This window comes from Pseudomonas baltica (assembly GCF_031880315.1).
Lineage (GTDB): Bacteria > Pseudomonadota > Gammaproteobacteria > Pseudomonadales > Pseudomonadaceae > Aquipseudomonas.
The window spans coordinates 4,361,550-4,381,096 of sequence record NZ_CP134771.1 but is presented as its reverse complement, the minus strand read 5'-3'; the positions used below and the strand labels follow the sequence as shown (position 1 = coordinate 4,381,096).

The following is a 19,547-nucleotide window of genomic DNA, read 5'->3' as shown; positions in this document are numbered from 1 at the left end:
GCATGGGGCAAGCATACCGCTTGTGGCCAGTTGCTGCCGGTCGAATCAAGGCTGCTAACCATGGGGCCAGATGTTGCATTTACTAACAGTCGACATCACTCAGATGAATGTTCGACATACGGGGTGATCAACCAGCCGTTTATGTCCGAGCTGATCCGGTAGAGCTTTTCGCCGTTGAGCGGGACATCTGCCGGGATCGTCCTGACCTCGGCGCCGCCGCACAGCCCGGAGTCGGTCAATCCGACGCCGACAGTGGCTTTGCCCACAGGCAGATGGAAGGTGGCTCGCTCGCTGATGCCCAGTTTGGCCGCGCGTTTGTCGTTGACGTAGACGACTACATCGCAGGCAGCGCCGTAAACCCCGCCCTCCCGCATCACCGTCACTCGCCCGCTCGGGCCGCTAGGTTTTGCCTGATAGGCATAGACCTCATCTGCGGAGGCGGGCGTGGTCTGTTTGATGGTGATGGCGTTGGATGAACAGCCCGCCAATACTGCGACTGCCAACGCTCCGATGAAAATTCGCATGGAGATCCCTCCTTTGGAGGATTGGACTGCGGAACCGCAAAGGAAGATCCCAGAAATCCTCGAGCTTGAGTCGATATAAAGGAATGACGATGCGAACGGGCGGGGGATTCGAAATGGCCGGCGGAAAAGCAATCAACCCGCGCCTTCCCGCTCAAACCCGAAATGCAAAAAACCCGGCTCAATGCCGGGCTTTTTTAGCTACAAAACACCCTCAGTTCAAATGCGCCTTCAACTCCCCAGCCGCCTGGCGCATGGCTGCCTTCACTTCCGGCACCCCGCTCAACGGGTTCAGCAACCCATAGTCATGCACCATTCCGTTATAGCGAACCGCAGTCACGTCCACCCCGGCCGCATCCAGCTTGCGCGCATACGCCTCACCCTCGTCGCGCAGCACATCCAACCCCGCCGTCTGCACCAGCGCCGGTGGCAAGCCCTTCAACTGCTCGACCGTGGCCCGTAACGGCGAGGCGTGAATCTCTGCCCGCTGCGCCGCATCGGTGGTGTAGTTGTCCCAGAACCAGGTCATCATGTTCTTGGTCAGGAAATGCCCTTCGGCAAATTGCTGGTAAGAGCCTGTGTCGAAGTTGGCATCCGTCACCGGCCACAGCAGCAGCTGAAAACGCAGTTTCGGCGTGCCCTGCTCTTTCGCCATCAATGCGACCACCGCGGCCATGTTGCCGCCGACGCTGTTACCCGCCACTGCCAAGCGGCTGCTGTCGACGTTGAGGGCTTTGCCATGCTCGGCCACCCAACGGGTCGCGGCGTAGGCCTGGTTGATTGCCGTCGGGTAATGCGCTTCTGGCGATGGCGTGTAGTCGACATACACCGCAACCGCGCCGGAGCCTACCACCAGGTCGCGGATCAAGCGGGCGTGAGTCAGGTAGTCGCCCAGCACCCAGCCACCGCCGTGGAAGAACATGAACACCGGCAACTCGCCTTTGACATGGGCCGGGCGGACAATTTTCAGTTTGATGTCCTGGCCGTTGACCGAAATGGTCCGATCACTTACTTCGATACCGGACATGTCCACCTTCACGGACGCCTGGGCACCAGTCAGTACGGCACGGGCGTCTTTCGGGCTGAGTTGCTCGATGGGCTTGCCACCGCCGGCGGCCAGGGCGTTGAGAAAGCCCTGGGTCTGGTGCTCGGGCGTCAGATCATCGGCAGCAAAGGCGGTACCTACGCTCAGGGCGAGAAGGCTGGCGGCGAAGGCTTTTTGAATGATGTTCATGGGTGTTTCCTTACGAGGTAATCAGGGGTCGGCGTTCTATTGGTGCCTAGATTAATAGGTGGCCACGAGGGGATAAATCGGCTGAAAAGCGTTTTACTGTCAACTCAAAAAAGACAATCCGCGCGGGTTGGTTCTTTCGGGGAAAAGCGTCCTTGCTACAGATTCCATGCAAGCGGTGCAGGCCTTTTCGCTGGCAGGGCCCGCTCCCACAATGCACGCCGCGCCTGATTCGTACATGTGTGGGAGCGGCGAAGCGGCCAGCCGCACCCATGCGATGCGTGCAGATATTCGGCTTAGGCCAGGCGAGCACCAAGCGACAGGCTCGCCCACGATGAGCTCAAAACTCTTGATGCGTCGGGCGGATGACGATTTCGTTCACATCCACGTCGTCAGGCTGCTCGATCGCAAACGCAATGGCACGCGCCACCGAAGCCGCCGGAATCGCCTTCTTGTAGAAATCCAGCACCGTGTCCTTGGCTGTGCCGGAGGTGCTGTGCTTGAGGTCGCTGTCCACCGCGCCCGGGGCGATGGAGGTCACGCGCACCTTGTCGCCCACTTCCTGGCGCAGGCCTTCGGAGATGGCGCTGACAGCGAATTTGGTGCCCGAATACACCGTCCCGCCCGGTGCGAAGACTTTCACCCCGGCCACCGAGCTCAGGTTGATGATGTGCCCGCTCGATTGCGCCAGAAAGCGCGGCAGCACTGCGGCGATGCCGTAGAGCGTACCCTTGAGGTTGACGTCGATCATGGCGTCCCATTCGTCGGTGTTGACCTCTGACATCGGGCGGATCGGCATCAGGCCGGCGTTGTTGATCAACACGTCGAGCTTGCCGAAATCAGCCACCACCGCAGCGACGACGGCTTCGACCTGGTGCTTGTCGGTGACATCCAGGGTGTAGGCCTTGGCAGCCCCACCCTGGGTGGTGATTTCGGCCACCACGGCATCCAGTTTGTCAGCGCGGCGTGCGGCCACGGCAACCTTGGCGCCGCGGGCGGCAAGCAGGCGGGCAACTTCGGCGCCGATGCCGGTACTGCCACCGGTGATCAGCACCACTTTGCCTTCGATACCTTGACTCATGACACTACCTCCAATTCAGCGGCGACATACCGTGGGTAATCGGTAAAACCTTGCTCGGTCCCGCCATACAGGCCGGTGGCGTTCAGCGGGTTGAGTGGCCAGCCGTTGGCGATGCGCCGAGGCAGGTCGGGGTTGGCGATAAACGGCCGACCGAAAGCGATGAAGTCCGCCAGGCCAGCCTCGATCAGGCGTGCGCCGCGCTCAGCGGTGTACAGCCCGGCGTAGATGATCCGGCCAGTGAAGGTGCTTCTCACCTCGCGGCGGAAATCTTCCGGCAGGTCGGGGGCGTTGGCCCAGTCGGCTTCGGCGATCGACAGGTAGGCGATGCCCTCTTGCTCGAGCACCTTGATGGCTTCGATATAGGTCTCGTGCGGATTTTCCTCTACGAAGCCGATGTACACGCGGTCCTCATCGGTGCTGGTGAACAGTGGCGCGAAGCGCACGCCGACGCGGTCCGGCCCGACCACGGCGCTGACGGCCTGCACCACTTCACGCAAGAAGCGCAGGCGGTTGTGTAGCGAGCCGCCGTATTCATCGGTGCGCTGGTTGGCGTGCGCCGAAATGAACTGGTTGACCAGGTAGCCGTTGGCGCAGTGCAGCTCGACGCCATCGAAGCCGGCGCTCAGGGCGTTGCGCGCGGCTTGGGCGTAGAGCTCGACCAGTGCGTGGATATCATCGACGCTCGATTCACGCGGCATCGAGGGCTCGATCAGGGTGCCGGTGCCTGGGCCGGTTTCGATAAAGGCTTTGACGTTCTTCGCCTGGATTGCCGAGGGTGCGATCGGCGCACCGTCGTCGGGTTGCAGGGCGTTGTGGGATACGCGACCGACGTGCCACAGCTGGGCGAAGATCACCCCGCCTTCAGCGTGCACGGCATCGGTGACGGTGCGCCAGCCATCGATCTGCGCCTGGCTGTAGATGCCCGGCGTCCAGGCGTAGCCCTTGCCGCGGGGTTCGATCTGCGTGCCTTCGCTGACGATGAAGGCGGCGCTGGCGCGTTGCTGGTAATAGGTGGCCATCAGGGCCGTGGGCACGTCGCCAGGCTGGGCGCTGCGCTGGCGGGTGAGCGGCGGCATGACAATGCGGTTTTTCAGGGTCAGCGGGCCCAGCGTGGTGGGTTCGAACAGTGCGGGATATTTCATGAGTCAGTTTCCTTGAAGCGTGAGTCACTCGGCGGGCGAGCCCCGAGGCTGAGAAATTTGTGGGTGCCGCAGGTCTAGCCTGCGCCGCCGCTGCTGATGTCCGTGACGCCGTGATGGGCACGTCAGAAAATCAGGGCGCAATCCGCCGCCCCATGCCGATGGCGTGAAGTGCGGATACAGGGGGTTCAATTCAGGCGAGAGACGCGGCTGCGTCCCCCGCCGAGCGCCGGATCAGCCGTTGTTGAGCAGGTCGATCAGCACGGTCGCGGCTTCGCTGGACGAGCCCGGGTTCTGACCCGTGATCAGCAGGCCGTCACGGACCACGTAGGAAGACCAGTCCGCGCCTTTGGAATACAGGCCGCCGTTGGCCTTGAGCATGTCCTCGACCAGGAAGGGCACGACATTGGTCAGGCCGACCGCCTCTTCTTCGCTGTTGGTGAAGCCAGCGACTTTTTTGCCTTGCACCAGCGGGGTGCCGTCAGGCTTTTTCACGTGGCGCAGTACGCCGGGCGCATGGCACACCAGGGCAGCGGGCTTGCCGGCAGCCAGGAAGGCCTCGATCAACTGGATCGACACCGGGCTTTCGGCCAGATCCCACAGGGGGCCGTGGCCGCCTGGGTAGAACACCGCATCAAAATCGGCTGCTGAGACGCTGTCCAGGCGCACGGTATTGGCCAACTGCGCGGTCGCTGCGGCGTCGGTTTCGAAGCGACGGGTCAGGTCAGTCTGGAAGGACGGCTCGTTGCTCTTCGGATCCAGCGGCGGCTGGCCGCCGGCTGGCGAGGCCAGGACGATTTCGGCCTTGGCATCCTGAAAGGCGTAGTACGGCGCGGCAAGCTCTTCGAGCCAGAAGCCGGTTTTGCGGCCAGTGTTGCCGAGGGTGTCGTGTGAGGTCAGTACCATGAGAATTTTCATTTCAGTGCTTCCTGTCTGAGTTTTGGATAAAGCGTTATTGATTAGACTGGTCGTCTATAAAATAGCTAAAACTGGATTACTTTGCTGCCTGAATGATCAGATCCGCCACTTGCTGGGGGTAAGCCAGCATCGCTACGTGGCTGGACGGCACCTGCACTGAAACGGCGTGCATGCGCTTGACCTGATCACGCTGTTGTTGCGGGGAGATGATCGCGTCGTTGCCGGCGACCACAGCAAAGGAAGGAACGTTGTGCCAGGCCGCATGCTTGACCGGCTCAGCCAGGGCGCGGCTATTCAAGGCGCCTTGTGTGGCAGCCAACAGGGCTTGTTCGGGACGCGGCAGATCCGCCGCGAAATACTTGGCGACACCTTCGTCGCTGACTTTGACGTAACCGGCCTGGTCCTTCACGAAGGAGGACTGGCCTTCGCTACGCGGATAGCCCTTGACGGTGTCGAGTACGGACTGGCCTTGATCCGGCGCGTAGGCCGCTACGTAGACGAGCGAGTGGACCTTGTCGTTGGCGCCAGCGTCAGTGATCACCGCCCCGCCCCAGGAATGCCCTACCAATACGACGGGGCCTTCGGCATCAGCGATAGCACGGTTGGTGAAGGCCACATCGCCGGCCAGGGAGTCGAGCGGGTTCTGCACCGCGACGACTTTCAACCCAACCTGTTGCAGCAGCGCAATGACCTTGTTCCAGGACGAACCATCTGCAAAGGCACCGTGCACGAGCACTACCGTCTTGGCAGGAGCACTTGCAGATACGTCCTGCGCAGCGGCGAAACCGACATGCGCGGCGAATGCCAGCGTGGATATGAATGCGGCCAACTTGGTACGAGTCTTCATCACTGTGCTCCCTGTGGATGCGGTTAATGTGTGACTACGTTAACTACAATTAGACCAGTCGTCTACAGTTTTTTGAATTCTTTTTGTCGATGCTGATTGCGCCTCACCCGCGCAGGCGAAGGCGAGGCGCAAAAGAGCTCGCTAGAGGGCTGAGCGCGTGGATCCGCTGGCCATGGGCGGCTATTGGGCGTGGTGGTCAGGACGGAGCGCGCACCAGGCAGCGCCTTACGGGCGCTACCTTGCTGCGGCCATGAATCAGGACAGGTTGAGGAGCTGACGAGTCGTGGATACCGCCGTTTCAAACGGCTGAATGCTCTTGGTGATTTTCACCATCACGCTGGCGCCGACCCACAATTGATACAGGCTCTGAGCAACGGCGTAAGGGTCGCCACTGGCCTGAAGGGAACCCTCGGCGACCCCTAGTTCGATTGCCTGTGCAAGGCGATCGGTGATCCCCGCCGTGCCGCGCTTGAGCACCGCGCGCATCGCTTCGGATAGGTCGGCGACTTCCACACCAAGCTTCACCGCCAGACATTTGCCCTGGCAATCCTCGAACGACTGGGTGTGCTGCCAGGTTTCCCAATACTTGAGCAGCCGCTGGGCCATCGTCAGACCAGGCAGGGCGAGGATCTGATCGAGTTCGGCCAGATAGGTGGAAAAATAGCTCTCCAACAGCGCCTCGCCAAAGGCGTCCTTCGACCCGAAGTAATGGTAGAAGGACCCTTTGGGCACACCCGCCGTGGCCAGGATTTCATTCAGGCCCACGGCGGAATAACCCTTGGCGGCCATGATTCGTTGGCCTACATCAAGGATTCCCTGGCGGACGTCGGTGGTTTCGCGTGTCTTTGGAGTGCTCATGGCGGGCATGTTAAACCTTACTAGCCGATCGGTCTACTATCCCGCCAGGAACGACTGTTACCCGGTTACGCTGTCATGGGCGACGCCGAGCAAGGTCAGCTCGGCACTCCCCTCCCCGGCGAATACGAAACTCGATGGCTTGATCGCTGCCGCGAGATCCCCGGCCAGGCCGATCTCGAACCGGTGGCCGCTGGCGTTGACGTCGAGATCTTTGACATAGGTACGCCCAGTGTCCGCGCTGTAGTCCACCAAAAGGGTGCCATCGTGGCCATTGCCCAACCCCGTGTAGCCGAGCGCGGCCACGTCGATCTGGTCCTTGAGCGGATTGAAGTCGGTAATCAGATCATTGGCGCCGTGGTAGCTGTCGTCGGACTGGGTGTAGCGAAAGGTATCCGAGCCGCTGCCGCCGGTCAGTACATCGCGGCCCAGGCCACCGATGAACACCGTGTCGCCGACACCGGCGGTGAGGGTGTCATCGCCGCCGTGGCCGTCGACCGTAGCGCCACCCCCGACCGTCAAGATGTCCTTGCCTTCGGTGGTCGTCCAATAGGGCAGATAGTACTTCGAGGGCTCAATGCTCGGCGCGAAGATGAACGCCTTGGCCGCATCGCTGGTCGCCAGCCCGAGGCTGTTGGCGAGGGTAAAGCTCAACGAAAAGCGATTGCCGTCGGCATCGGCGTCCAGTGATTGCACGCGCCAGACGTGGTCGGTGAGATCCAGCGCCAGCGTGCCGTTGTGGCCATCGCCCAGGCCAGTGAACCCGAGGTCGGAGACGTCGATGGCGTCACCGAGGTCGAGGCTGTAGTCGGTGATCAGGTCGGTGGACGTCACGCCGGTGCGGTCGTTGACGAAGCTGTCGCTGATCTGGTGGTAGCTGAAGACATCGGCGCCACCGCCGCCGGTGAGGATATCGGCGCCCGCGCCGCCGTCCAGATGCCCATCGCCGTGACCGCCCTTGAGCACGTCGTTACCGGCGCCACCGTAGATAGCGCTGGCATCCGGGGTGCCGAGCCACGACAGCGTGTCGTCACCGGCGGTGCCTTGGTGCAGCACGGTGAACTGGCTGTCGGTGAGCCGAGTGCGGTAGTCGCCGTCCAGGGCCAGGCGGAAGTCTTCGCGGCCGTTGTCGGCCAGATGCGTGAGGTAGCTGCGATGCTCGGCGGCGACATAGGTGAGCGCGACGGTGTCGTTGTAGCCGTTGCCCAGGCGGTCGATGCCCAGCGCGGTGAGGTCGAGCTTGTCCCGCGTCTGCGAGAAATCAGTAATCACGTCGAGATGGATGCGGGTGCTGTCAGCCAAATGGCTGTACACGAAGGTGTCATTGCCACCGCCGCCGGTGAGAGTGTCAGCGCTCAGGCCGCCTTCGAGCCGGTCGTTGCGGTGGCCGCCGATCAGTACATCGTCGCCACCGCCGCCGTACAGATCGCTGCTGGCCGCGCTGCCGATCAGAGTGTCGGGGCCTGCGGTGCCGTATAAACGGTTGGGCGCCAGCTGCGCAGCGTTCAGGTTGCCGGCCACGTCGATACCATCGGGCAGGCCCTGCACGATGTTGCCGAGAATGTGATGGTACTGCGGGGTGCTGGTGTCGGTGTCGAGCACGGCGGTGGTGCTGTGGTTGCCTTCGCCGCTTACGCTCAGGGTGTTGTAGCTGATCGTCAGGCTGTTATCTGCCGGCACCACCTGGCCGTCGGCGAGGGTGTTGCCGGTGGCGACGATCTGCGCGTCGCCGTTGGCGCGGCCATTGTTATAGATGGAAGAGACGGTAACCACGGCGTGATCGGTACCTTCAAGGCGCACGCCCGCCTCGTTGTTGTCATAAACGCTCACCCCGTCGACGCGCCCTGTGAAGCCACGTATGACGAGGCCCGCACCGGCGTTTTCGTAAACGGCGCCGCCGGAGATCCAGCCGCCGAGGGAGGCTGAGCCTTGGCTGCTGGGCACTTCCTCAAGGACGATGCCATCGCCGGTGCTGCCGTTGGCGACGTTGTTGTAGAGGAGCGTTTTGCCGCCCCAATAGTGCAGATCGAAACCATCACCGCCGCTGGCAGAGGCGGTGTTGTCGTAAAACTTGGCAGTGCTCTGGTCGTCGAAGCGGGTGACGAAACCACTGCCCTGATTGTTCAGGGCCAGGCTGTCGCTGACGACCAGATCGGTAACGTGTGCATTGGCCTGCAGGGCGTTACCGGTGAAGCCGGTCAAGGTCACCTGGCTGACGGTAATGTTGCTGGCATGGGCGCTCGAGCCCGCCGCGGCGCCGGTCACAAAGCCGTTCACCGTACCGCTGGTGTAGGCTGAGGTGCCCAGCAGCGTCAGGTCCTTGATGCCGGCATCATGGGTGTTGCTGGTGCTGGAGGTGCGTACCAGTCCATCGATGTCGTAGCTGGTGCCACGCGCCAGCTGCAGGGTGGTGATGTCCTGGCCGGCGCCTGTCAGGGTGACGTTGGATTTGAGCGTCAGGCTGCCGCCGTCGGCGTTGGTACCACTGACGATGAAAGTGCCTGGCGGCACGTACACCTCCCCGCCTCCCGCCTTGAACGCCGCGTTGATGGCCAGCTGAATGGCGTGGGTGTCATCGGTGACACCGTCGCCTTTGGCGCCGAAATCAAGAACGTTATATCGAGTAGTCATGAGCGGGTCCGTGCTAGCGGGAAAGGGGCTGAATCCCGGTTGAGGCAAGGATCGAGGCAGTTGGTTCCGAGATATCGCCCTTGATTCAGACGGAGGGCACTGAAACTTTCATCTAACAGCTTGTGACAAATTTGTGAAAAGCCTGTCAAATAATAGTGCAAGCCGCTAACACCTCCGCCCTCCATTCCCCGCGCCCCGGAGCCCGCCCGTTTTGAAATCCGATCTGCAAACCCTTCGCCACGCCACCTTGGGCGTGTGTCTCAAAATCGTCCTGAGCCTGTTCGGCCTTGGCATGATCTGGCTCGATGTCGCCGTCTTCAACACGCAAATACTGGAAACCTCATTCACCGAAGTCACTCAGGAAATCATGCTGTTCATCTGCGCCCTTTTGTTTTGGCGCAATGCTCGCTTGCCCCATCAAAAAGGCTTCAGCGTGCTGGCAGGGGGCTTTTTTGCTTGTCTGTTGATGCGCGAACTCGATGGGCTGTTCGACCCCATCAGTCACAGCGCCTGGTGCTGGCCTTTCTGTGCGATCGCGGCGGTGTGCCTGGCCATCGGCTGGAGCAAGGAAAACCGTGCGGACACCCTGCAGGCACTGGCCGCCTTCACTCGCACCCCCGCCTTCGGCTCGATTGCCACGGGCCTGGGCATCCTGGTGTTTTCCCGAGTGTTCGGCATGGGCGATCTTTGGCACCTGATCCTCAAGGATGGCTATGCGCGCCTGGCCAAGACCATGGCCGAAGAGGGCATCGAGTTGCTGACCTATTCGATGTGGCTGGCCGCGACCCTGGACCATGTCTGGGCCATGAAGCGCTTGCATGGCAAGGCGTCAGCACCCGCCACGGCCACGGAGAGCATGGCGCGCAACGATGCGCGCTCAGGGCCGCAACAACGCCCCTCACGCTGATCCGCACTCGCTGCACTGCGCAAGGGTATTGGCGTAGTGCGGTTGTTTCCCGCCGAACCCGCCACCTTGCCCCCAGTGCCAGACGATCCCAGCCGATGCGTAAATTACTGCGGCAGGCCGTCGATGTGGCCGAGGATTCGCAGATAAAGCTTCACGTGGGTGCCTGCGCCTGGGGCGGTTTCAAGCCGTACACAGCCGCCGGCGCTCTGGGCGAACTCGCGCACTTGCGCCAGCCCCAGGCCGGTGCCCTGGCCTGATTGCTTGGTGGTGAAGAAGGGTTCGAACACCTGAGCCGCCAGCGCTTTGGTCATCCCCGGGCCGTTGTCGCTGACACTGAGCACCAGGTAGTCCCCTTGCGCCAGTTGCAGGTCGTCTTCCACCGCTTGCAAGCGGGTGGCCACGGTGACCCGCCCTGGCCCCGCCAAGGCATCTCGAGCATTGGCCAGCAGGTTCATCACCACGGCATGCAGTTGCACCTCGACACACATCACGCCCCAGCCGTGAGCGGCGAGGTCGAACGTCAGCTCGATATCCCGGCTCAGCGAGCGTTGCATCAATTCCTGCGCCACGGCGATGCGCTCGCTGACATCGATACAGATCAGCTCCGGGCCATCACGGCGGACACTGCTGAGCAGATGATTGACCAGTTGCCGACCCTGCTCCACCGCTTGCAGCCCGGTGTCGCTGAAGCGCTCGACGTCGAGCGGCCGCCGCGCGCGCAGGCGGATCATCTGCAGACTGGCGCTGAACGACTGCAGCAAATTGTTGAAGTCGTGGGCGATGCTGGCGGTGAGCATGCCCAGCGACGACACCCGGCGCGAATGATTCAGGGATTGCTCGGCGGCCAGGCTGTGCGCCTGCGCGGCCTCCAGTTGCAGCGTCAGCTCGGCCTCGTGCTGCTCGCGCTGCCGATCGAGCAGGCGCAGCTGCAATAACGCCCCTGTTTGCCGGGCCAAGGCCTGCAAGGCGAGCGATTGAGCGGCGCTGAGGGTGCGCGGCCGGGTGTCGATCACGCACACGGTGCCCAGGGCGTGGCCGGCGTGGGTGCGGATCGGCGCCCCGGCGTAGAAGCGAATATAGGGCGGCCCTAGCACCAGCGGGCTTTCTTCGAAACGCGGGTCGAGGGTGGCATCTTCGACGATCAGCACCTCGCAGGGATCCAGGATCGCATGGGCGCAGAAAGCCAGGTCACGGTGGGTTTCCTGCACATCCAGGCCGATGCAGGCCTTGAACCACTGGCGCTCGCGGTCCACCAGCGACACCAGCGCGATGGGTACATTGCACAGGGTGGTCGCCAACAGCACCACGTCGTCGAAACCCTGCTCGGCGGCACTGTCCAGCACGCGCAGGTGTTCGAGCGACAGAGCGCGCTCTTCCTCGTTGGCAGGAAATGGGGCTGGACGGTGGGTCATGGACGCAGTGCCATAGGGAGGTCGCGTGAAGGAAAATTCTGGCGGCTATCATGCCCTCCGGCGAGGGTGGCGGGCAAGCCTGCGTGAGGCGTGACGGGCCTGCCTCATCTCAGGCAACCCAAAGCACTCGTTGGTTCGAAACGAAATAAGAGATGACCACGTAAAATTGAGGCCCGTAGCCGTTACTCTTGCTCTTCGCAAACCGTATACGGCTATGGCGCCATTAGCTCGGACATGCGGATCAGGGAGCCAGAGTCTGCAGCATGTGCTGCCGAACCAGAGCGCGAAACCCGTCCATATCGAAACTGGGATCGATCTTGCGCCCCGCCGGCAAGGCGAATTCCTTATGCCCGACGCAGTAGTGCGTGTCCGCTTCAAGATGATTGAGGATCGCCGCGACGCCCGCGACATAAGCGTCGTACTGCGCCTGCGGCCAAGGGTCTTCGGCTTCCCCCGAGTGCTCGGCTTCGATGCCGATAAAGCGGCTGTTGCCCGCTGAGCTGCCACGGAACGCCCCGACCCCGGCGTGGTTGCAACGCCCGGCAGCCACCACGTAATAGGTGCCATCGCGGCCCAGCCCCAACTGTGACAGAGGGCCCGGCAGGTCCTTGTGCCCGAGGACCAAGGTGTCGAGTGTCGGCATATTGCCGGATCGGCGGTTAGCGGTGTGATGGCACATAACCCCTTCGACCGTGCCCATTTCAGCGCGCCCACGGGTGGCCCAGCCATCGACGAGTACCACCTTGAGCCCAGAGGCCCGCAGTACGTCCGGCAACCATACGAGTGAGTAAGTCATGATGTGTTCCCTTTGCTGTTCGACCTCCCCGAGGCCAGTGTGCAAAGGGTGACCGCTGCCAGACAGGCAGCGGCCTTGTATATCTACCACCTGCCCTCACCCCGCACCTTGCGCGCGGGGTGAGCCGGTTGTTACACCAGGTTGGCGATCACTACATGCGGCTCGACATCAGCGTCGTAGTCCACGCCTTCGACTTCAAAGCCGAACAGGCGCAGGAACTCGGTCTTGTAACCGGCGAAGTCCGTCAGCGCGTCGATGTTGTCGTTGTCGACCTTTTCCCACAGCGCAGAAACTTCGGCCTGAACGTCGGCTTCCAGCTCTTTGTAGTCGGCGCGCAGGCGGCCTTCTTCGTCGAGGATCGGCTTGGGGTTGTACAGGCTGTCCTTGTACAGGCCATAGACCTGCTCGATGCAGCCTTCGTGGGTGCCCTTTTCCTTCATCACCTTGAACAGCAACGACAGGTACAGCGGCATCACCGGGATGGCCGAGCTGGCCTGGGTGACCACGGCCTTGAGCACCGAGACGCGGGCATCGCCACCGTGGGCCGCGAGTTTTTCACGGATGCTGATGACCTTGGTGTCGAGGTCCTTCTTGGCGGCACCGATGGAACCGTTCCAATAGATGTCGTGGGTGATCTTCTCGCCCAGGTAGGTGAAGGCAGTGGTCTTGGCGCCGTCGGCCAGTACACCGGCTTCGTCCAGGGCGTCGATCCACATCTGCCAGTCTTCACCGCCCATCACGGCCACGGTACCGGCGATTTCTTCTTCGCTGGCGGCTTCGAGGGTGAAGTCCTTGACGACCACTTTGTCGGTGTCCAGGCCACGCTGGGTGAAGGCCTTGCCGATCGGTTTCAGGGTGGAACTGAATACTTCACCGGTCTTGGGGTGCGTGCGGCGCGGCGCGGCCAGGCTGTAGACCACCAGGTCGATCTTGCCCAGGTCCTGCTTGATCACGTCGATGGTCTTGCGCTTGATCTCGTCCGAGAAGGCGTCGCCGTTGATGCTCTTGGCGTACAGGCCTTCGGCCTCGGCGAACTTGTGGAACGCAGCGCTGTTATGGAAGCCCGCAGTACCGGTCTTGCCCTCGGCGCTTTCACGCTCGAAGAACACGCCCAAGGTACTCGCGCCGCAGCCGAAGGCCGCAGTGATACGCGCTGCCAGGCCGTAGCCGGTGGAGGCACCGATCACCAGAACGTTCTTCGGGCCATCGGCGATGGCGCCTTCGCGCTTGACGTAGTCGATCTGGTGTTTGACGTTGACTTCACAGCCGACGGGGTGTGTCGTCACGCAGACGAAGCCGCGAACGCGCGGTTTGATGATCATGGGAGCCCTTCCTCTTTACAGTATGCCGAGAGCCACAGGTGGCTTGAACATTACAATTTGAACACGGGTATAGACGCTTGGGAAACCGGCGGGTCACGGCGACGCTTGCAGATACGCAGGGAGACGCTTCACCACGGGGATCTCGAAGGCTATCTGAATACCCTGTAGCCAGGGGGCTTGCCTGCGATTGCCGTGCCCGATACAGCCGACAGACTACAAACGGCGCTGAGCAGATTCGCCGCTCGCCGCCGTTTGACTCAACAGTAAGTTACGGTTTGTGTAACTTTCTGTTGAGTCATTTCAAAACGGGAGGCGGCAAACACCTCAATCCTCGGCAAAGCGCCGCAGCCCCTCGCCTTCCATCCGATAGCGCACCCACTCGTCCTGCGCCACGGCGCCGATGGATTTGTAGAACTGGATGGCCGGTTCGTTCCAGTCAAGCACGCTCCACTCCAGGCGACCGCAGTCCTTGGCCACGGCTTCGCGGGCGAGCTGTTTGAGCAATGCCTTGCCAGCGCCGCTGCCACGGGATTCGGGGCTTACGTAGAGGTCTTCCAAATAGACGCCGTTGCGGCCAAGCCAGGTGGAATAGCTGAAAAAGTACACGGCGAAACCGATGGGCTGATCGTCCTGCAGGCAGATCAGACCATGGGTGGTTGCGCCTTCGCCGAACAGCGAGCGTTCAATGTCTGCGACGCTGGCGACCACTTCGTGGCGGGCGCGCTCGTAGTCGGCCAGTTCGGTGATGAAGGCGAGAATCTGCGGCGCGTCACTGGGTTGCGCCGGGCGGATGTGGAGGGTCAAGGGGCAGTCATCCGGTTGGGAATAGAGAGTCAATGCTAGCGGGCGGCGGGAGATCCTGCACGTTGTGTTGCCAGAGCGAAGGGCACGCATCCGTACACCTGTGGGAGATTCTATGGTTCTAGGCAAGTAGTGCCGGCCTCTTCGCGGGCAAGCCTTGCACTCACAGGTGCTCGACTCTGGAACTGCTGGCATTGTGGGAGCAAGGCTCGCCCGCGAAAGGGCCGGCAGATTCATACACCCATCAGGATGCTCCAGCACGGTGTAACGGTTGATGCAATGCTCCTTGGCAGGCAAGTCATTGGCCAGCCCTATAGGGTGCTCAACCGAGATCTACCGCAGCAGTACCACGCGCACCCTTAAGCATTTTGAAGCACCCCACCCCCTTGAAAGTGCCCCAACGAAAACCCATCCACAGCCGCCACTTTGCCGCGCCACAACATCCCGTCCGGCGACACCGGCCCTTGATGCCCGGTATACACCCGTGCATCGCGCACATGGATGTACTGCGCGGCCGGGTCTTCCTCTTTACCCGTCGATTCATCAAACCCACGTACCAGCGCGCGGATGCTCTCGGCATCGCTGCTGCCGGCATCGGCGAAGGGTTTGGCGAACTGTTCGGCCAGCAGATGGAAATAGGCCTGGGGCGATATCAACAAACCGGACACTAGATGCCCGCGCACCGACAAGGTGATGCCCACTTCCAGATTGGCCTGGCTGGCCACGCGCACGAACCATTGCAGCAACCAGTCGACCTGGCGGCCTTCCCATTCCATCTTGCTGAACGCGGGGTCGGCGAGGGGCTCGGCAGCTGGCTGCGCAGTGGCGAGCTTGGCGTTGATCTTGGACATGATGGAGCTCCGTTCCATAGATTGACTTCCCTTCTATAGAACACCCGAGGGCAGAGGGCAATGCATCAATCGACGGGCGGGGTGTTGGCGCATCGGATCTGTTCGCCGCCGAGCGCGCAAGCCCGCTGCCCCATATTAAGGGTCAGCGCCCGCCGGTCTCGATCATGCTGCCCAGCTCTTCGATGGTGAACGGCTTGCGCAGCACCGCCACACCGGGGCCGACGGCCGCTTCGAGCTGTTCGGAGTCGGAAAATCCACTGACGAAGATGATCGGCAGATGTCGATGTTTCTGCCGCACGGCGGTGGCCACTTCGGCGCCGTTGAGGTGCGGCATGGCGAAGTCCAACAGCAACACGTCGGGCAGTATCTGCTCCAGGCGCTGCAAGCCGTCGTAGCCGTTGTCGGACTCGTGCACCTCATGGCCCAGCACTTCGAGCATGTCGATGATCACCCGGCGCACCTCGTGATCATCGTCGATCAACAGGATCCTTTTGCCTGGCACCGCATAACCGTCATGGGTCCGCGCTGCGGGCTCGGCCTTGACTGCGCGCAACTGGGTGCACGGCAGCGTCAGGTACACGCGGGTACCTTCGCCCAGCACCGACTCGATATGTACCCGGCCGTGGGACTGCTCGACGATGCTCTGCACCTGCGCCAGCCCCAGGCCTGTGCCCGCGCCGATGTCCTTGGTGGTGAAGAATGGGTTGAAGGCGTTCAGGCGCACTTCGTCGCTCATGCCGCTGCCGGTGTCGGCGATGCAGACCTGCATGGCCTCCGGCACCAGCGCCGTGCCGGGCATGTAGTGAGTGCTGATCGACAGCTCGCCGCCCGCCGGCATGGCATCCCGGGCGTTGATGCCGAGGTTGAGGATCGCCAGTTCGAGCTGGGTCGGGTCGCTGAGCACATAGTGCTGCGCCGGCTCCAGATCGAGGCGGATGCGAATCCCGGCGCCGAGGGTGCGCACCAGCAAATCGGTCATGTCGCCGATCACTTCATTGATCACCAGCGGTTTGAGCTCGAGCTTCTGCGATCGGGAAAACGCCAGCAGCTGCGCGGTCAACTTGGCGCCGCGATCGGCGGCCTTGAGCCCGGCTTCAGCCCAGTGGCCGACCCGAGGCGAATCGCTGCGACGCAGGATCAAGTCGAGGCTGCCCTTGATGCCCTGCAGCAGGTTGTTGAAGTCATGGGCCAGGCCGCCGGTGAGCTGGCCCACGGCTTCCATTTTCTGCGCTTGGCTGAGGCGCGCTTCCATGGCCCGTTGCTCGGTGAGGTCGGTGACCACCCCGCAGATGATCGGCGTACCGGGGAAATCCTGATTCAAGCCGCGGAACGACAGGTAGACCGGCACCGCCACGCCCGCCGGGGTGATCAGATTGAATTCGGCGCGCATGGCGTCGCTGGAACTGGCCAGCAAGAAAGCCTCGAAGCGCGGCCGGTCGCCGGCGATCACGCCGTCGGCAAATGCTTGGCCGACAACCTGTTCCAGCGGCCGCTGCAAAATCTGCCCCAAGCGGTCGTTGCCGTACAGCACCACCCCTTCGGGCGACATCGACACGGCGCCTTCCTGCATTTGCTCGACCAGCGTGCGATAGGGCCGATCGGCGCTTTCAAGGGTGTAGACGCTGACGCCCTCGCCATCATCGATACACAGTGCATCCACCGCACCGATGCGAATGGCCTCCAGCGTGTCATCGGCTTCGCGCAGTTTTTCAGCGAGCTGCTCGATGTACTGCGCATCGCTCAGCCCCGGCGCACGCTCGATCATGCTTCACCCTCCTCGGCGATCTCCAGGGCCTGACGCAACTTGACGCTGTCCGACAGATCTCCGATCAGCAATCGCCGCGGTGCCGGCAACAGCTTGATCAGGGTCGGTACCGCGATGATCTGGGCATCCTTGGCGGCTGAAGGGTTGTGATAAATATCGATGACTTCAAGGCTGTAGCGATCGCGCAGGTAGCGATCGCACACCAGCCGCAGGTTGTGGATCGCCCGGGTCGAGCGCGGGCTATTGCCGGATACATACAGCCGCAAGACGCAGAATGCCTCGTCGCCATCGGGCGCCGTCAGAGGGGCATTCGCGAAGTCGCTCACGCTGTGGGCTCTTTGCGGATATCCAGCCCCACCAGTACCTTGTCGGTATTGGAGAGGTCGCCGATGATTTTCACCAAGGGAGTGGGCAGGTGCCGTACCAGCGTCGGCAAGGCGAGGATCTGGTCCCCGGCCGCCAATTGGGGAGTCACCAGCAGATCGATGATTTCAATGGTGTAGGCGCCCGCCAGGTATTCCTCGCAGATGCGCTTGAGGTTGCGCAGGGCCGTTACCGACTTCGGTGTCTGGCCGGCGACGTAGAGGCGCAGCGAGTAATGGCCATCGATCCCGACGCCATTGGGGTCGATCGGTTGCACGGTGGTTTCGCTCATTCCGCCGCCCCCCGGGCCAACACCAGACGCTGGCGCACATCGTCGTCGGTGATCAATTGGCGCGACTCGTCATCCAGCAGCAGGTTTTCTTCCAGCTCCTCGGCCTCCAGCGCCTCGCGCATTTCGGCGATCTTGCGCTCCAACTGGGTGCGGTTCTTTTCCTTTTCGCGCCGGCGCTGCTCGACCAGCTGTTTGCGCACGTCCGCCTCGCGGTGCTCACGGGCTTCCTGATTGAGCCGCGCTGAGCCGGTGAGCACGCCATGGGGGCCGATATACGGGCGCACCAGGGTAATGCCGTTACTGTCGATATGGTATTCGCGCACCTGGTTGGAGTGGCCCATACCGCGCGCCTTGAGCACGTACAGCAGGCGGTTGTGCTCGCCATCGGCCTCGACCATGCCGAGCGACAGCCAAACGTCCATCAACGAGGAGACCTCGCGATCGAGGCCTTGAGCCCGCGCCTTGGCCTCGGACAGGCTGGTGAAGATAGCCGTGATGTTGTGCTCCTTGAGCAAGTCGACCAGGCGCAACAAGGTGGCGTGCACTTCTGACTCCGGTCCGCGGAACGCCGAGATCGGATCGATCACCACAGCATGGGGTTTGAACTCGAGAATCTCCCGGTACATCCGCGCCAGGTGCACTTCCAGACCATACAGGCTGGGGCGTGCCGACTCGACCCGCAGCAGGCCACTGTCGATATAGGGCTTGAGGTTCAGGCCGACCGATTCGAGGTTGCGCACCAGCTGGCTTTGCGATTCTTCGAAGGAAAACAGCAAGCAACGCTCTTCGCGCTTGCAGCAGGCATCCACGAAGCTTGCGCCGAAGGTGGTCTTGCCGGTACCGGCGAGCCCCGACACCAGCACGCTGGAGCCCCGGTAGAAGCCGCCGCGGCCCAGCATGCGGTCGAGTCCTTCGATACCGCTGGGCACTATCTGCACCGATGCCGAGTGATTGAGCCCGGCCGCTGTGACCGGTAGCACGGTGATGCCGTATTCGTCGATGAAGAACGGGTATTCGTTGGTGCCATGGGACGAGCCGCGGTACTTGATGACCCGCAGGCGACGGGTGGTGATCTGCTCGGCCACACGGTTGTCGAGCAGGATCACGCAGTCGGAGACGTATTCTTCAATGCCGTAACGGGTCAGCTGGCCGTTGCCACGCTCGCCAGTGATGACGGCGGTAACGCCACGCTCCTTGAGCCAGTAGAACAACCGGCGCAGCTCCGCGCGCAGGACCGCCGTATCGGTGAAGCTGGCAAACAGCGCCTCGATGGTGTCCAGCACCACACGCTTGGCACCGATGGTGTCGATGGCGTAACCGAGCCGTACGAACAGGCCCTCGAGGTCGTACTCGCCGGTTTCTTCAATTTCGCTGCGGTCGATGTGCACGTGATCGATGGCGATCTTTTTCTGATCGATCAGGCCTTGCAGGTCGTAGCCCAGCGAAGCGACATTGTCGACCAGGTCGCGGGGGCGTTCCTCGAAACTCATGAACACACCCGGCTCGTCGTGATCGACGGCGCCGCGCACCAGGAACGTCACCCCGAACAGCGTCTTGCCACAGCCTGCGGCACCACAGATCAGCGACGGTCGGCCGGCCGGCAAGCCGCCAAGGGTGATGTCATCGAAGCCGACGATGCCAGTGGCCACCTTGTGCAAAGACGATGGGACGGGGTTCAGAACTACGGGGTCAACGGTCAAGGGCTATCACCTGGAATAGTCGGCTCGAATAAGTTGCCAATGCGTGCGAGTCGCACATCGGCTCACAGCATCCGACCGTGGGGCGGAGTAATAAATCCGTGGGAATATCTAATAA

18 protein-coding genes are annotated in these 19,547 nt (G+C 62.2%); 1 reads left to right on the top strand and 17 read right to left on the bottom strand.

All coding sequences use genetic code 11. From position 1 onward, the window contains the following. Positions 1 to 95: 95 nt before the first annotated feature. The 8 genes from REH34_RS19520 to REH34_RS19485 form a co-directional block, all read right to left on the bottom strand. The gene (locus REH34_RS19520) at positions 96 to 524 is read right to left on the bottom strand and encodes a hypothetical protein (protein WP_311968865.1); all 429 of its coding nucleotides are present in this window, start codon (positions 522 to 524) and stop codon (positions 96 to 98) included. Between the two features lie 211 nt (positions 525 to 735). Continuing rightward, on the bottom strand, positions 736 to 1,755 hold the full coding sequence (locus tag REH34_RS19515; protein ID WP_311968864.1) for an alpha/beta hydrolase: 1,020 nt from the start codon (positions 1,753 to 1,755) through the stop codon (positions 736 to 738). Between the two features lie 337 nt (positions 1,756 to 2,092). Further along, entirely contained in the window at positions 2,093 to 2,833 is a 741-nt protein-coding gene (locus REH34_RS19510; protein ID WP_311968863.1) for an SDR family oxidoreductase, read from the bottom strand. Further along, complete coding sequence (locus REH34_RS19505; protein ID WP_311968862.1) at positions 2,830 to 3,975, bottom strand: alkene reductase; 1,146 nt, start codon at positions 3,973 to 3,975, stop codon at positions 2,830 to 2,832. The genes REH34_RS19510 and REH34_RS19505 overlap by 4 nt, the downstream gene beginning before the upstream one ends. Before the next feature lie 231 nt (positions 3,976 to 4,206). Beyond that, positions 4,207 to 4,890, bottom strand: coding sequence for a type 1 glutamine amidotransferase domain-containing protein (locus REH34_RS19500; RefSeq protein WP_311968861.1), 684 nt, complete (start codon positions 4,888 to 4,890; stop codon positions 4,207 to 4,209). 76 nt (positions 4,891 to 4,966) lie between these two features. Further along, complete coding sequence (locus tag REH34_RS19495) at positions 4,967 to 5,737, bottom strand: alpha/beta hydrolase (protein WP_311968860.1); 771 nt, start codon at positions 5,735 to 5,737, stop codon at positions 4,967 to 4,969. A 255-nt stretch (positions 5,738 to 5,992) separates the two neighbouring features. After that, the gene (locus REH34_RS19490) at positions 5,993 to 6,595 is read right to left on the bottom strand and encodes a TetR/AcrR family transcriptional regulator (protein ID WP_311972120.1); all 603 of its coding nucleotides are present in this window, start codon (positions 6,593 to 6,595) and stop codon (positions 5,993 to 5,995) included. A 57-nt stretch (positions 6,596 to 6,652) separates the two neighbouring features. Continuing rightward, complete coding sequence (locus REH34_RS19485; RefSeq protein ID WP_311968859.1) at positions 6,653 to 9,223, bottom strand: M10 family metallopeptidase C-terminal domain-containing protein; 2,571 nt, start codon at positions 9,221 to 9,223, stop codon at positions 6,653 to 6,655. A 211-nt stretch (positions 9,224 to 9,434) separates the two neighbouring features. Here REH34_RS19485 and REH34_RS19480 point away from each other — a divergent pair, with 211 nt between their 5' ends. Further along, positions 9,435 to 10,130, top strand: coding sequence for a hypothetical protein (locus REH34_RS19480; RefSeq protein WP_311968858.1), 696 nt, complete (start codon positions 9,435 to 9,437; stop codon positions 10,128 to 10,130). Between the two features lie 104 nt (positions 10,131 to 10,234). On the opposite strand, the gene REH34_RS19475 is transcribed toward REH34_RS19480, so the two are convergent. From REH34_RS19475 to kaiC, 9 genes are all read right to left on the bottom strand, one after another. Continuing rightward, positions 10,235 to 11,542, bottom strand: coding sequence for an ATP-binding protein (locus REH34_RS19475; protein WP_311968857.1), 1,308 nt, complete (start codon positions 11,540 to 11,542; stop codon positions 10,235 to 10,237). A 241-nt stretch (positions 11,543 to 11,783) separates the two neighbouring features. Beyond that, on the bottom strand, positions 11,784 to 12,338 hold the full coding sequence (locus tag REH34_RS19470; protein WP_311968856.1) for an N-acetylmuramoyl-L-alanine amidase: 555 nt from the start codon (positions 12,336 to 12,338) through the stop codon (positions 11,784 to 11,786). 131 nt (positions 12,339 to 12,469) lie between these two features. Beyond that, a complete protein-coding gene (gene fabV, locus REH34_RS19465) occupies positions 12,470 to 13,660 on the bottom strand; it encodes an enoyl-ACP reductase FabV (RefSeq protein ID WP_311968855.1) in 1,191 nt (396 codons plus the stop codon). A 324-nt stretch (positions 13,661 to 13,984) separates the two neighbouring features. Further along, positions 13,985 to 14,464, bottom strand: coding sequence for a GNAT family N-acetyltransferase (locus tag REH34_RS19460; protein WP_311968854.1), 480 nt, complete (start codon positions 14,462 to 14,464; stop codon positions 13,985 to 13,987). A gap of 356 nt (positions 14,465 to 14,820) precedes the next feature. After that, positions 14,821 to 15,312 (bottom strand): gas vesicle accessory protein GvpU, encoded by a 492-nt coding sequence (gvpU, locus tag REH34_RS19455; RefSeq protein ID WP_311968853.1) that lies wholly within the window; start codon positions 15,310 to 15,312, stop codon positions 14,821 to 14,823. A 142-nt stretch (positions 15,313 to 15,454) separates the two neighbouring features. Beyond that, positions 15,455 to 17,077 (bottom strand): response regulator, encoded by a 1,623-nt coding sequence (locus REH34_RS19450; RefSeq protein ID WP_311968852.1) that lies wholly within the window; start codon positions 17,075 to 17,077, stop codon positions 15,455 to 15,457. After that, entirely contained in the window at positions 17,074 to 17,403 is a 330-nt protein-coding gene (locus REH34_RS19445) for a circadian clock KaiB family protein (protein ID WP_226507137.1), read from the bottom strand. The genes REH34_RS19450 and REH34_RS19445 overlap by 4 nt, the downstream gene beginning before the upstream one ends. Beyond that, positions 17,400 to 17,732 (bottom strand): circadian clock KaiB family protein, encoded by a 333-nt coding sequence (locus REH34_RS19440; RefSeq protein ID WP_226507138.1) that lies wholly within the window; start codon positions 17,730 to 17,732, stop codon positions 17,400 to 17,402. Before REH34_RS19440 ends, REH34_RS19445 begins: the two co-directional genes overlap by 4 nt. Beyond that, positions 17,729 to 19,432, bottom strand: coding sequence for a circadian clock protein KaiC (kaiC, locus tag REH34_RS19435; RefSeq protein WP_311968851.1), 1,704 nt, complete (start codon positions 19,430 to 19,432; stop codon positions 17,729 to 17,731). The genes REH34_RS19440 and kaiC overlap by 4 nt, the downstream gene beginning before the upstream one ends. Positions 19,433 to 19,547: the final 115 nt, after the last annotated feature.

Coding starts and splice junctions, on each gene's coding strand:
- REH34_RS19440 (WP_226507138.1), bottom strand. CDS start 17,732: ATGAGCGAAACCACCGTGCAACCGATCGACCCCAATGGCGTCGGGATC.
- REH34_RS19515 (WP_311968864.1), bottom strand. CDS start 1,755: ATGAACATCATTCAAAAAGCCTTCGCCGCCAGCCTTCTCGCCCTGAGC.
- REH34_RS19500 (WP_311968861.1), bottom strand. CDS start 4,890: ATGAAAATTCTCATGGTACTGACCTCACACGACACCCTCGGCAACACT.
- REH34_RS19490 (WP_311972120.1), bottom strand. CDS start 6,595: ATGAGCACTCCAAAGACACGCGAAACCACCGACGTCCGCCAGGGAATC.
- REH34_RS19495 (WP_311968860.1), bottom strand. CDS start 5,737: ATGAAGACTCGTACCAAGTTGGCCGCATTCATATCCACGCTGGCATTC.
- fabV (WP_311968855.1), bottom strand. CDS start 13,660: ATGATCATCAAACCGCGCGTTCGCGGCTTCGTCTGCGTGACGACACAC.
- gvpU (WP_311968853.1), bottom strand. CDS start 15,312: ATGTCCAAGATCAACGCCAAGCTCGCCACTGCGCAGCCAGCTGCCGAG.
- REH34_RS19475 (WP_311968857.1), bottom strand. CDS start 11,542: ATGACCCACCGTCCAGCCCCATTTCCTGCCAACGAGGAAGAGCGCGCT.
- REH34_RS19510 (WP_311968863.1), bottom strand. CDS start 2,833: ATGAGTCAAGGTATCGAAGGCAAAGTGGTGCTGATCACCGGTGGCAGT.
- REH34_RS19450 (WP_311968852.1), bottom strand. CDS start 17,077: ATGATCGAGCGTGCGCCGGGGCTGAGCGATGCGCAGTACATCGAGCAG.
- REH34_RS19520 (WP_311968865.1), bottom strand. CDS start 524: ATGCGAATTTTCATCGGAGCGTTGGCAGTCGCAGTATTGGCGGGCTGT.
- REH34_RS19470 (WP_311968856.1), bottom strand. CDS start 12,338: ATGACTTACTCACTCGTATGGTTGCCGGACGTACTGCGGGCCTCTGGG.
- REH34_RS19485 (WP_311968859.1), bottom strand. CDS start 9,223: ATGACTACTCGATATAACGTTCTTGATTTCGGCGCCAAAGGCGACGGT.
- REH34_RS19505 (WP_311968862.1), bottom strand. CDS start 3,975: ATGAAATATCCCGCACTGTTCGAACCCACCACGCTGGGCCCGCTGACC.